We start from the raw sequence: 12,303 nt of genomic DNA, 5'->3' as shown, positions 1-12,303 counted from the left end.
CACTTCTGACAAGCCATTTGACGGACGATCCGGTCGAAAGCATGCCTACATTGGCCCATATTCTGGTCGTGGACGATGATCCCGCCATGCGCGAACTCATCGGCGACTATCTGAGCGAAAACGATTTTCGCGTCACCACCGCGGCGAATGGCGCGGAAATGGCCGGCGCGCTGCAAGAGCACGCGCTCGATCTCGTGATCCTCGACCTGAAACTTCCCGATGGCGATGGCGCACAAATCGCCCGCCGTATGCGCGAAACGTCGTCGTTGCCGATCATCGTCGTCACCGGGCGTCTGGATGAAGCCGATCGCGTCATGGCGCTGGAACTCGGCGCGGACGACTATATGACCAAGCCTTTCAGCCTGCGCGAATTGCTCGCCAGAATCCGCACCGTGCTCAGGCGTGCGTCGGTCACCGCGACGGCGGCAACGACGACCGGGCGCAATGCCGACGCACGCGCCTACCGTTTCGATGGCTGGGAATTGAATACGGGCACGCGCCGTCTGACCTCGCCTTTGGGCGAGGCCATCGTGCTGACCAATGGAGAGTTTTCGCTGCTGACGGCCTTTCTCTCTGCGCCAGGCAATATCCTGACGCGGGACCAGTTGCTGGAAGCGAGCCGTATGTATGACGATGTATACGACCGGTCGATCGACGTGCAGATCCTACGCTTGCGCCGCAAAATCGAGGCCGATCCGTCGAATCCGCGTTACATCAAGACCGTGCGTGGCGCAGGCTATGTGTTTTCCGAGCAGGTCGAAAAGGTTCGCTCCGCATCGATTTAAATGCGGTGCAGCGAAGAGATCGTTTTGACCTCTTCGCTCAGGCGTTTTAATCGAGTGAGTTTGGCTCGCCAGCGTCGTTTTTGTCGTGACGGGATCGGACAAAAGCGCGCGCGGCCAGAATGCCGACTTCGTACAGGGCGATGAGCGGCGCCGCAAGCATCAATTGCGAAAACACATCCGGCGGCGTGACGACAGCAGCGACAATAAACGCGCCCACGACGACATAGGCGCGATTTGCCCGCAACTGTGCGACCGTCACCAGCCCAATCCTGACCAGCAGGACGACGCATACCGGCACTTCGAACGTGACGCCAAACGCGACGAACATCGTCATGGCAAAGCTCAGGTACTTATCGACATCGGTATTCATTGCCGCGCCCAGCGGCGCATTGTAATGCGCCATCACGCGCAGGATGTTGGGGAACACCACGAAATACGCGAACGCCATGCCACATAAAAACAGGGCGTAGCTCGTGCAGACCAGCGGCGCAATCAGGCGCTTTTCGTGCTGATAAAGCCCCGGCGCGATGAATGCCCACAACTGGTAGAGCACGAACGGCAACGCAATGATGAACGCGACCAGCATCGTCACTTTCATCGGCGCGAAGAACGATCCGGTGACGTCCGTGACGATCAGCTTGCCGTCATGCGGCAGGTTTTCCATGAGCGGTCGCGCGAGCAGGCGGAAGATTTCCGGCGCCCAATAGACCAGACAGACAAACGGCACCAGCACCGAAATGCCCGCACGAACGATGCGCGTGCGTAATTCGACGAGGTGCGATATCAGCGATTCGGGTTCGCGCTCGACTGCGCGCACGATATCGTTCATGCGGGTTCTCCCGCGCGCATATCGGACAGCGTGGCCTGCCTGCGTGCGGCGTCGGATGCCAGCTTGCGCCGGCGCGTCGATGCGCGCTTGTACCACTTGGGCAATGTGACCTGCCTGCTGCGCCAGCGGCGGCGTCTCGCCTGCGTCTGGCCGATGATTTCATCGGCTCGCACAAACGGCGGCGCGGTGTGGACGTTTGCGTCCGGCGCTGGCAATGCGGCAGTCGGCGTCATTGATTCAGGCGTCGTGGCCGCATGCGCGAAGCTTTCGGCTTTATGCATACCATCGTGCAACGACGTTTCCAGCAATCGCGCCGAAAACTCCACCTCTTTCACCGCTTGCCTGATTTCCGCGAGTTCTATTTCGCGCGACACTTCCTCGCGCACGCTATGGATATAGCGTTGTGCGCGGCCGAGCAGCGCGCCGCTCGTGCGCGCAACCCGGGGGAGGCGTTCGGGCCCGAGCACGACCAGCGACACGACGCCAATCATCGCCATTTTCGACAATGCAAAGTCAAACATAGGAAACTCCTGTCGCGCCTATCGCGCGCTCCATGAACGGTCACGACATTCGCGTTGCGTCGGCATCCTGACGCAGCGCATCGCCCGTCTCCGTTTTCATGGCTCCAGGCAGTGAATTGACCTCTTTCATGCCGTCCTTGAAACCTTTGACGGCTCCCCCCAGATCGCCGCCGATATTGCGCAGCTTTTTGGTGCCAAACACCAACGACACAATGACCAGCACAATGATCCAATGCCAGATACTGAGGCTGCCCATAAAGCTTCCTTGCGAAAAGTGTTCGATATCAGCCTGAAAAGGCTCTGCAGTGGGCTTCCGTCTGCGTGGAAGCCACGCATTGCATTTGACCAATCACCCGTTACGACTTCGTTTCATGACGTCGGGCCTGCATTTCATTTGAAACACAGCGATGCAGTGTCCTGGAGCTTGCGTGCCCGTGCGCCCTCGCCTCTATTTCAAATGAAACGATCGGCTAACTGGATGAAACAACCCTGCAATGTCCCGCCGCTGAAATAGCGGTAAAGCTGGGGCATACCCGGTTCAATCGACGGATCTCGACGGGGCTTACAATATGGCGGGTTCAAGGAACATACTCGTGCTGGACAGCGATCCGGCGATCTTCGGTCTGGTTTCCCTCTGGCTTCAGGATTCCGGTTATCGCGTCATGGATCGCCATTGGCTGCAGTGCAGCGAAGCTTATGTTGCGAGCACGCTGGGCGCCATCGTCGTCGATCTGAATCGACCCGCATCGCGGGCGCGCGATGAGATTGCCCGGCTCGGTTGCTTTTTTCCCGGCACGCCTATTGTGGCGACGTCCGGTTACTTTCTTGTTGGCGCCGGAATGGAAAGCGAAACGGCACGGCAGTTCGGTGTGGCCAGAGTACTGGCCAAACCGTTTCAGGGCACGGCTCTGGTTGCGGCCATCGACGATTTATTGCTGCCCTACCGGCATTCGCTATCGCGTACATGAAGCCCACCGAATTTTCGAAGATCAAGATCGGCAGCACGTATCGGCGACCGCTCGTCATGGTGGGCGCATGTGTCATCGTCATATGCGTGTGCGTTTCCGCAGCATGGGATAGCTGGCGCGCAAGGAATCTGGCGCTACAGGGAAACAATCGCGAACTCTCCAGCATTTCCAGTGCGCTGGCCGAGCAGGCCGCCCGGTCGCTGCAGGAAATCCAGCTGATCCTGCGCCGCACGAGTGTGACGGCGAACGTACCGCAGCAGATTCAGGTACCCGATAAAGCCATCGAAGATTTCCTGAAGCGCGAAGTCGCCGATGTTCCGCAGATTCGCGAATTGAGTATCTTCGATGCGGCCGGCAATCGTATTGCCAGTTCGGAGCCGCCCGGTCAGCCTGACATCGATATCGCGCCGCGCGAATATTTCCGGCAGATCCAGCATTCGGCGCCGGGCGCAACCGTCATTAGTCGGCCGCTCAAAAGTCTTGCCGACAGCAAGCCGACCTTTGCCGTTGCCATTGGCATGTGGGATTCGGCAGGCCATTTTCAAGGCGCAGTGCGTGCGCTGGTCGAAGACGATTACTTCGAGCGCTTCTATCGCGAGGTCGACCTGGGCCGCGGCACGCAGATCCAGTTATCGCTCGACGACGGCGTGCCCGTGGTGGCTTTCTCGCGCGAGCTAGACCCAGGCGACACCGCAGACCTGCAATCCGCGCAGCGGATCGTGACGGGCTTCCCGCTTCGCGTCACGGTGTCCCGCGATCGCCGGGTCGTGCTCGCGGACTGGCACGACAGCTTTATCACAGCACTCGTGCGTACCAGTTCCATCTCCTTGCTGGTGGCCGTGCTGGCGCTGGCGCTGGCGCGCCAGATGCGTCGGCAGCAAACACTTGCCGAGCGCCTGCATTCCAGCGAGCAGCGCTGGCGCGCGGTATTCGAAAATGCGCCAATTGGCGTCGTGGTGCTTCGCACAGCGGGTCAATTTATTGCGAGCAATCCTGCCTTTCAACGCATGGTCGGTTATAGCGGCATCGAACTCGCCAAACTCAATGCCATTGAAATCAGTCACGACGAAGACGCACGCGGTATTCAAGGCCAAATTACCAGACTGATTGGCGGCGATATCGTCACGGCCCGTTTCGAGCAGCGTTTTGTGCATCGCGACGGCACCATGATCTGGACGGATATCAGTATTGCTCGGGTTTCCTCATCGGAATATCGATTCGAACAATCGTCCGGGCACGAAGACGTACTCGTTGCCACGCTCGAAGACGTGACGCAGCGCCGTTTGTCCGAGATCGAGCGCAGCCGCCTTGAAGCGCAACTCATGCAGGCGCAGAAACTAGAGGCGTTGGGCACCTTTGCGGGCGGCATCGCCCACGATTTTAACAACATTCTGGGGGCGATTCTTGGTTATGGCGAGCGCGCCCTGCATGCGCTGGACGCTCGAACACCCGCGCATCGCTACATCGAACAGATGATGAATGCCGGCAACCGCGCCCGCAGCCTGGTCGAGCGCATTCTGACCTTCAGTCGCAGCGGCATGGTCGCGCGTCTGCCGGTCCGGCTCTCGCCTGTTGTTGCGGAAACCATCGATCTGCTCGAAGCACGTGTTCCTGCGGGTATCGGCATCGTCTTGCGTATGAAGGCGGGCGACATCGTGGTCATGGGCGACCCGACCCATATCCACCAGGTCGTGATGAATCTCTGCAGCAACGCCCTGCATGCGATGCCTCATGGCGGCACGCTCACCGTTGCGCTGGAGCGCGTACATCTGGCCGAGACGGCTAGCCTCACCAGCGGGCTGATTGGGCCCGGCGATTTCGCCAGGCTTTGCGTCGCCGATACGGGCGTCGGCATGGACGCCGCGCTCATCGAGCGGATCTTCAATCCGTTCTTCACCACCCGCGGAGCGGGCGAAGGCACGGGCCTGGGACTTTCGCTGGTTGACAGCATCGTGCGCGAATATGGCGGCGCAGTGTCCGTCATCAGCGCCCCGGGACAGGGCAGCCGTTTCGAGGTGTTCCTGCCCGTCAGCAGCGAAGTAGCTCCCGACGTCGTACACGAGGCCGCTGCGCCGCCGCAAGGCGATGGCCAGGTCGTGCTCGTTGTCGACGATGAACATGCACTCGTTAGCCTCGCCGAAGAATTGCTCGCCGAACTCGGCTACGAGCCCGTAGGCTTTCAATCGAGCAGCGCCGCATGGAAAGCATTCGCCAGCGATCCAGAACGCTTTGATGCCGTGATAAGCGATCAGACGATGCCCGAATTGAGCGGGCTCGAACTCGCCGCGCGGGTACGCCAAATTCGCCCCACCATTCCTGTGATCCTTTGCAGCGGTTATGGCACGCCCGAACTGGAAAAGAAGGCCATCGAAGCCGGTGTGCGCATGCTGCTGCGAAAGCCGCTCCAACAAATCGATATCGCACGTGCCCTGCATCAGATATTCGCAGGCTGAGCAGCTAACGCGGCCTTCGTCGCCCCACTTGAAGACGGACTATCGCTGGGCCGATACGGCGCCGGTGCAGTCGCGCGCATATTCCTTTGAAAGCTTGTGCTGCGCCGTCATCAGATCCTGCGGATACTCGTTATCGTCCTGAGACGGGTCGTAGCCCACCGCCTCCAGTTCCGCCAGCTCCTGTTCAAGCTGCGCATGCGTGACCTCTTTCTTCAATGGCTTGAAGGGATAGTCGTTGCATTGCTGGTGTGTCAGGTGCGGCGCGGCCACGGCCGATGCGCTCACGACAAGGAACGTCAGGGATACCAGGCATTTGATTTTCATGATTTCGTCCGTAGAGAATACGGTATCAATGCTAGCCACTCAGCCGGTTTTTATCGCTTGTAAACGCGTGAAATATTTTTTATCCAGAACCGGTTGTCGACAAAAACATAAAAGAGTTTTCATCCTCAAAAATTCGCCGATTCGCGTCGTTTGGATAGCATTTCGATTCCAGATAACACCGCCGCGGCGAGCCCGGCAATGTGAGAGGTGAATTGATGACGACGCCAGAAGCCGTGTTACCGCTTCCCGCCGCGAGCGCCGATGCGCTCTCGTTGCGCTATCACGTCTCGCTGGAGGCCATGCGTACGGGCAGCGGCTGGCTGGGCGCCGCGCAGGCGTTGACCACGCTGATGTTCGTGACCAGTTTCCTCGCAGAAGCAGGATATGGACGCCTGACGTTTTTCGATGTGCTCGGCTGCCAGAACGCGCTGTCCGCCGCATTGCGCGACGGGCTGGCCGGTAAGGGCTGGGGCTTTTCCCAGGAAGGCATCGAAAAGTACAAGACGCTCGTGACCTTGCACGACTTTCAGTTGAGCATTGCCCCCATTCGCGCCATCAAGACCGCGGGACGGCGGCTGCAACAGGTCAATACGATCGTCACCCAGCAACTCAGCAACGGGCGACGACGCCCTGAATTCAGCAAGGACAAACTCCAGTTCGGTACGTACAAATGGAGCAGGATTTCCCGATGATTTTCTCTCGGCCTAGGCCATGCGTGTTCCCGTTCAATCACGCATATGCTCGGTGTGCAGCCGTCGTGCCGTCTGCGCGAAATGGCAGCGGCGCGGGCCCGGCATGGTGCGTAAGCCGATAGCCATAAGCCTGCTCGGTGACGATCGAGACATCGGGAAGACGGCCCTGTAGTTTGCGCCGGAGCCGCCAGATAAGCGGCGGAATGGTCGCAATATCGCTCTCCTCCTCGTCACACCAAGCATAGCGCAGAAGCTGTTCGTGTTTGACGGGCACGCCGACATTGCGGAGAAGACATTCGAGCACCAGAAACTCGCGCTTTGTCACCGCGAGCCGCGCCGTACCGTTCACCAGTTCGCGCGTCTGTGCGTCGAGCTTCAGGCAGGGTTCGATGTTCCGATAGCCGTGTTGTGCCAGCGCGGTGGTGCGATGCAGCGCCAGAATCCTTTCGTGCATTTCGACAAACGACCACGGTCTGGAAAAGCACACATCGATCCCGGACTTAAAAAATTCGGCACGTTCGTCAGCGGAATGCGCTTTCATGACCAGCGCAAATACCGCATCCGGCGACCCTTTGCGGATATCGCCAACGACCTCCTCCAACCCCATCAATGGCGCCGACGATTGCGCGATCAACATTACCACGTCGAATACTTCGTCCTGGCTAGCCCGAACGCCGGCCGCACATGTCGTACTCCAGAGGACGCTGTGCGTACTTTCGCGCAACGCCTTGCAGAGCCATTCGGATTCTGGACCTGGAGAACCGATAAAGAGAATACGCATAGAAGATTTCCGGTTTGACGATTAATCGAGTACGTAACCAGCGCCGCGCACCGCGCGTATCAAGGCTGGTTTGCCAGCAACATTGAATTTGCGGCGCAGTTTGCCGACATTCACATCCACCAGATTCGTCCCCGGGTCGAAGTGATAGCTCCAGACCGCTTCATAAAGCATCGATCGCGTAATCACGGTGCCGGCGTGACGCAAAAAGACTTCCAGAACCTTGAATTCCTTTGGCGTCAAGGCAATCGGCTCGCCATTTCGTTGCACCGTGCGCGCAATCAGATCGAGTTCAATCGAACCATGACGCAGCAATTGCGCGGGGGCCGGAGCGCTCCCGCAGCGACGGTTCAGCGCTTCGAGTCGCGCAACCATCTCTTCCGTACTGAATGGCTTGATCAAATAGGCATCGGCGCCGGTACGCAGTGCGCTCACGCGGCTTTGCAAATCGCCGCGCGAACTGATCATGAGAACCGGCGTCTCGATACCGACTTCGCGCATTGCTCGCAAAATGCAGGTGTTGCCTGCTTCCGACGCGATATCGCCCAGCGTCACCAGATCCCAGGTTTCGTTGAGCGCGCGTTTCAGCCCCTCCTTGGCGCTTTCGATGTGCTCGACGCGATAGCCGCGGCGAGTGAGTTCATCCACTATCTCGGTCGCGGCGTTGCGATCCTGCTCGATAGTCAACACGGTCGTCATTGCTGATTCCTCACTGGCTGTCGATGCGGGTCACGAGTTGATACTGTTCTTCACTCGTGAACCTGTACAAGCTGTGTGGGGAGTGTCGTCATTGCCGGTTGCGCATTGATTGCATCAGACAGCGCCTGCGTTACAGATGTAATGCCGGACGGCCCAAAGTCACGAACATGAACAATCTTCAATGTTGCGAACATGGCCGATTGCCGGAGCGTCTCTTATGCTGCGATGTGCAATTTTGACGTACTGATCGCCCGCTCCAAAAAGCAGCGATTTCTCCAGAATGCGAGCCCCATTACCGTGAAAAACGCAACGTTACGTCAGCTCAAGACCTTCGAGACCGTTGCTCGACGTTTGAGCTTCTCGCGCGCGGCACTTGAACTGCATCTGTCTCAACCGGCTGTATCGACCCAGATTAAGCATCTGGAAGAACACGCGGGCGTGCCTCTATTCGAGCAATTAGGGAAAAAGATTTTCCTGACCGAGGCGGGAAAGGAGATGGCGCGGCATGCTCGCGAAATCATCGACCGGTTCAATCAGGTCGAGCAGGTGCTCGCGCAAATGAAGGGCCGCTCCGGCGGCTGTCTGAAGATCGGCGTGGTGACGGCGTGCGGGTATTCGTTTCCGCGCCTGATTGCCGAATTTCGCCGGCGCAACGAAGGCGTCAAGCTCGAATTGAAAGTCGGAAACCGGGACGAACTGATTCGCTTGCTGGAAGCGAATGAGATCGATCTGGCGGTGATGGCGGAAACGCCGGCCGATAGCCGTATGTGCGTCGAGTGTTTCGCACCGCAGCCCTTTGTGGTGATCGCTGCGCCCGACCATCCGCTAGCGCACCGGCAACGCATTGCGCGCGCGGAACTCGGCAGCGAACGCTTCATCCTGCGCGAGCAAGGCTCCGATACACGCTCGGCAATGCAACACAGCCTGCCGGACGTGCTGGACCGGTTGAGCGATACCACCGAAATCCCCAACACCGAGGCCATCAAGCAAGCAGTCATTGCGGGACTCGGCATCAGCTTTTTGCCTGCGTCCGCCATCGAGCTGGAGGCTCGCGCGCATATGCTGGCTGTGCTGGATGTGATCGGTCTTCCGGTCATCCGCCAATTGAAAGTCGCACAGATGACGGGGAAAACGCTTTCACAGGTGGCACAGGCATTCAAGGCATTTCTTCTGGAAGAAGGCGCTGCACTGATCGCGCGCCCGGCCATTCGCAATGGCACGGTATTTCACGACGCGGCAATTGCCGCGGCAGCGTGAGCAGATCGTTCACGGCGAGGGAGCTTGAATACCCACTCCCTTTTTGAGGGAGTGGGCATCATTCACCGCGCTACATCTGCAAATACTGCATCAAGCGCGGAATCAAGCCGGCAACACGTCCGGGCGATTATTAGGGAAACGCTTGAGCACGTCTTCCGTGATGTTCAGATGTTCCATGACCAGCTTCGGCGGCGTGTGCGTGAGCCAGTCGGACAACGAGACTTCGGCGAAATGATCGGCCTTGAACACTTCGATCATGATGATGTCGGTATCGCCGGTATTTTCGATGTAATGGCCGAGACTCTTCTTCACGTAGCCGATATCGCCAGCCCGGAAATCCGCAGTGGCCGCCTTCGGGCCGGTGTCGAACACGGTCATGCGGCCCTGGCCTTGAATCCAGTATTGCCATTCGTCGGCGTTCGGGTGCCAATGCAGCTCACGCAGGCCGCCCGGTTTGATCGTCACCATTGCGGCAGCGATATTCGTCGATACCTTGAAATTGCGGCTGTCCGCGATACGCACCGAGCCGCCCTTCGTTTCCTTGATCGGCTTCATCGAGCCAAGCGAGAACACAAACGGGAAATCCGGTGCGCCAAGCGGCGATTTGACCGCTCCCTGCGCATCGGCGAGCGGACCAGGATCGTCGCCCTGGAAAATCCACAGATTGTCGGTCGGGATATTCTTGAAGGCGTCCTTCGGCACATTGAAGTTCGCGGCAAGCACTTCAGGCGGCGTATGGGCAATCCAGTCGGTCACCAGCAGCGTATTGAATTCGGATGACTTACCGTTATCGAAAGCGATCATGAATTCGGCGCCGGTCGGCCCCAGACCTTGCAGCGAATGCGGCAGCCCCGGCGGGAAATACCAGAGATCGCCCTTCTTCACATCGGCGACCTGGCAGCGCCCTTGTTCGTCCAGAATCGTAATGCGGCATTCGCCGTCGAGCATGATTGCCCATTCGGCTTGCTGATGCCAGTGCATTTCGCGAATGCCGTTCTGCGACAGACGCATATTCACGCCCGCGATATCTTCCGAAATGGCGAAATCGTTCTGCGTGACTTCGCGCGCCCAGCCACCATTCTGATAGCGCTTATGCGCATTGTTGAACGAGGCCCAGAACAGATCCATGCCGTTGATATCAGTGGCCGGCGGATTCTGGAAATCGGGGAATTCATTGGCCAGCGTGGGGTTCTGCGGACCCGGATCATCGAGACTGGTGGGGCTCTTTGCATTGATCCGGCCTTCGGGCGGACGGTCCGGGTTGCCGAACGTCGCGGCCTTCGCCGTAGCAGCGACGCCGAGCGCAGCTGCGCCGGCCGCCGCGCCTACCAGCATTTTTCGTCGGGACAAATCGGTCATGGATAGCTCCTGGCAATTGCCTGAATTGAACGTGTTGAAACTGGGTCGTAAATTCTGGACGCCGTATTCATTGCGTCGTCCGTGCAATTGATGTTAGAGCTTCATGTTGCCAAAAGATATTCACATATTCGGAATGAAACCATCACGTGAGATTATGGTTTTTCGAGCTAAACTGTACTTCATCTTTATAGTCTCGACTGTACCGCTATCGACACGAATCGCACGCTTAAGATCCGGTTCGCAAATTAAAAAACCGTTTGCCAAAGCGAAACTTCATTTACAGGAATCATTCCCCTCGAATCTTGCAATGGAGAAAGACTCGTAATTGAATTGATGGCTTTGTGATTATTTTGTCAAGGCGCACTGCGGGCGCCAATTTTTTCATCCTCGCTATATCAGAACGGACATATCGAATCGATCTACGCACTGATAGCGCGAGGGTTGATGTGAGATTGCAGACATGAAGAAACTGATCCTGGCTTCGGCGGTTCTCGCCGCTTTTTCGAGTCATAGCTACGCGCAAAGCAGCGTGACCTTGTACGGCACCATCGACACGGCGCTGATTTACGCCAATAACATGGCGACCGGTACGGCCGGTCATGGTACGAGCGGCATCGAAATGGACAGCGGCGGCACGCACGCTTCGCGCTGGGGCTTGCAGGGTAAGGAAAATCTCGGTGGTGGTCTCGCTGCCATCTTTCAACTCGAAGACGGCTTCTCCAGTACGAACGGCAAGCTCGGCAATACCGGCGACATCTTTGGACGTCAGGCCTATATCGGCTTGTCCTCTGCAGCAGAAGGAAAGCTCACGGTGGGCCGCCAATATAGTTTCATGTCGCAATGGCTTTCTGCACTCAGCGCCGAAGGCCGCGGCTGGGGCGGCAACCTCGCCTCTCATCCGTTCAATAACGACGATATGATCCGTCACACCAGCATCCGCAATTCGGTGCGCTATGTCAGCCCGACCTATCGCGGACTCACGCTCGGCGCGATGTATGGTTTTTCGAATGAAGCGGGACAATTCGCCAATAATCGCGCCTACAGTTTTGGCGCGCGCTATGAGAATGGACCGCTCGCGCTCGTTGCAAGCTACGGCCAGACGGATCGCTCGGCGGACTCGGCGAATTTCAATTCAGATGGCGCGATCACCAATAGCGACGGCGATGCGACGGTTACCGGTGGCCGCGAACGCGTGTGGGGTCTGGGAGGCAAATATTCATTTGGCCATTCCGCCGTGGGCGTTGTATGGACTCATTCGTCGACTCGCGACGTCACCAGCGTCTGGCAAGGCGGCAGTCTCGAACCGCTCGTGGGCGATCTGCTGAGCTTCGACAACTTCGAAATCAATGGCCGATACTTCGTCACACCGGCTGTGAGCCTCGCCGCGTCATACACCTACACGGACGGCCATTTCGAATCGTCGAGCGCCAGCCTCAACCCCAAGTGGCATGAAGCAATCCTGCAGGCTGATTACCGTTTCAGCAATCACACAGACGTCTACCTCGAAAGCCTTTACCAGACGGTCAGCGGTGGTGGCGGTTACTCGGTATTCAATGCGTCGATGTTTAACGTGACGCCTTCCGCAAACGGCCATCAGTTGCTTCTCGTTGCGGGCTTGCGGCACCAGTTTTAAATGAT

At 58.2% G+C, this 12,303-nt stretch carries 13 protein-coding genes; 6 read left to right on the top strand and 7 right to left on the bottom strand.

The window, feature by feature from the left end; translation table 11 throughout:
• Nucleotides 1–41 precede the first annotated feature (41 nt).
• Nucleotides 42–785, top strand: a complete 744-nt coding sequence (locus tag U5A67_RS31705) for a response regulator (protein WP_321817455.1) — start codon at nt 42–44, stop codon at nt 783–785.
• Between the two features lie 46 nt (nt 786–831).
• On the opposite strand, the gene tatC is transcribed toward U5A67_RS31705, so the two are convergent.
• From tatC to tatA, 3 genes are read right to left on the bottom strand one after another with little or no spacing between them, the layout of a single operon-like run.
• Nucleotides 832–1,614 carry a twin-arginine translocase subunit TatC gene (tatC, locus tag U5A67_RS31700; protein WP_321817456.1) on the bottom strand — a complete coding sequence of 261 codons (783 nt, stop codon included), beginning with the start codon at nt 1,612–1,614 and terminating at the stop codon, nt 832–834.
• Nucleotides 1,611–2,135 (bottom strand): twin-arginine translocase TatA/TatE family subunit, encoded by a 525-nt coding sequence (locus tag U5A67_RS31695; protein ID WP_321817457.1) that lies wholly within the window; start codon nt 2,133–2,135, stop codon nt 1,611–1,613. Before U5A67_RS31695 ends, tatC begins: the two co-directional genes overlap by 4 nt.
• Before the next feature lie 40 nt (nt 2,136–2,175).
• A complete protein-coding gene (tatA, locus tag U5A67_RS31690; RefSeq protein WP_321817458.1) occupies nt 2,176–2,391 on the bottom strand; it encodes a Sec-independent protein translocase subunit TatA in 216 nt (71 codons plus the stop codon).
• A 337-nt stretch (nt 2,392–2,728) separates the two neighbouring features.
• On the opposite strand from tatA, the gene U5A67_RS31685 reads away from it, so the two are divergent.
• The gene (locus tag U5A67_RS31685) at nt 2,729–3,103 is read left to right on the top strand and encodes a response regulator (RefSeq protein ID WP_321817459.1); all 375 of its coding nucleotides are present in this window, start codon (nt 2,729–2,731) and stop codon (nt 3,101–3,103) included.
• Nucleotides 3,100–5,556, top strand: coding sequence for an ATP-binding protein (locus tag U5A67_RS31680; protein ID WP_321817460.1), 2,457 nt, complete (start codon nt 3,100–3,102; stop codon nt 5,554–5,556). The genes U5A67_RS31685 and U5A67_RS31680 overlap by 4 nt, the downstream gene beginning before the upstream one ends.
• A 39-nt stretch (nt 5,557–5,595) precedes the next feature.
• Here the strand turns inward: U5A67_RS31680 and U5A67_RS31675 are convergent, their stop codons facing one another.
• Nucleotides 5,596–5,880 carry a DUF4148 domain-containing protein gene (locus U5A67_RS31675; RefSeq protein ID WP_321817461.1) on the bottom strand — a complete coding sequence of 95 codons (285 nt, stop codon included), beginning with the start codon at nt 5,878–5,880 and terminating at the stop codon, nt 5,596–5,598.
• Nucleotides 5,881–6,095: 215 nt separating this feature from the next.
• On the opposite strand from U5A67_RS31675, the gene U5A67_RS31670 reads away from it, so the two are divergent.
• Entirely contained in the window at nt 6,096–6,572 is a 477-nt protein-coding gene (locus tag U5A67_RS31670) for a hypothetical protein (protein ID WP_321817462.1), read from the top strand.
• A gap of 37 nt (nt 6,573–6,609) precedes the next feature.
• Here the strand turns inward: U5A67_RS31670 and U5A67_RS31665 are convergent, their stop codons facing one another.
• Entirely contained in the window at nt 6,610–7,353 is a 744-nt protein-coding gene (locus U5A67_RS31665) for a response regulator transcription factor (protein WP_321817463.1), read from the bottom strand.
• A gap of 21 nt (nt 7,354–7,374) precedes the next feature.
• Nucleotides 7,375–8,049 carry a response regulator transcription factor gene (locus U5A67_RS31660; RefSeq protein ID WP_321817464.1) on the bottom strand — a complete coding sequence of 225 codons (675 nt, stop codon included), beginning with the start codon at nt 8,047–8,049 and terminating at the stop codon, nt 7,375–7,377.
• A gap of 291 nt (nt 8,050–8,340) precedes the next feature.
• On the opposite strand from U5A67_RS31660, the gene U5A67_RS31655 reads away from it, so the two are divergent.
• Nucleotides 8,341–9,306, top strand: a complete 966-nt coding sequence (locus U5A67_RS31655) for a LysR substrate-binding domain-containing protein (RefSeq protein ID WP_321817531.1) — start codon at nt 8,341–8,343, stop codon at nt 9,304–9,306.
• A 102-nt stretch (nt 9,307–9,408) separates the two neighbouring features.
• Here the strand turns inward: U5A67_RS31655 and U5A67_RS31650 are convergent, their stop codons facing one another.
• Entirely contained in the window at nt 9,409–10,665 is a 1,257-nt protein-coding gene (locus tag U5A67_RS31650) for an oxalate decarboxylase family bicupin (protein WP_321817465.1), read from the bottom strand.
• A gap of 460 nt (nt 10,666–11,125) precedes the next feature.
• Between U5A67_RS31650 and U5A67_RS31645 the strand changes: the two genes are divergently transcribed.
• On the top strand, nt 11,126–12,298 hold the full coding sequence (locus U5A67_RS31645; RefSeq protein ID WP_321817466.1) for a porin: 1,173 nt from the start codon (nt 11,126–11,128) through the stop codon (nt 12,296–12,298).
• Nucleotides 12,299–12,303 lie beyond the last annotated feature (5 nt).

It is taken from the genome of Paraburkholderia sp. J69-1 (assembly GCF_905220255.1).
Classification (GTDB): domain Bacteria; phylum Pseudomonadota; class Gammaproteobacteria; order Burkholderiales; family Burkholderiaceae; genus Paraburkholderia.
The sequence above is the reverse complement of the archived record's forward strand: the minus strand, read 5'-3'. Positions and strand labels throughout refer to the sequence as shown.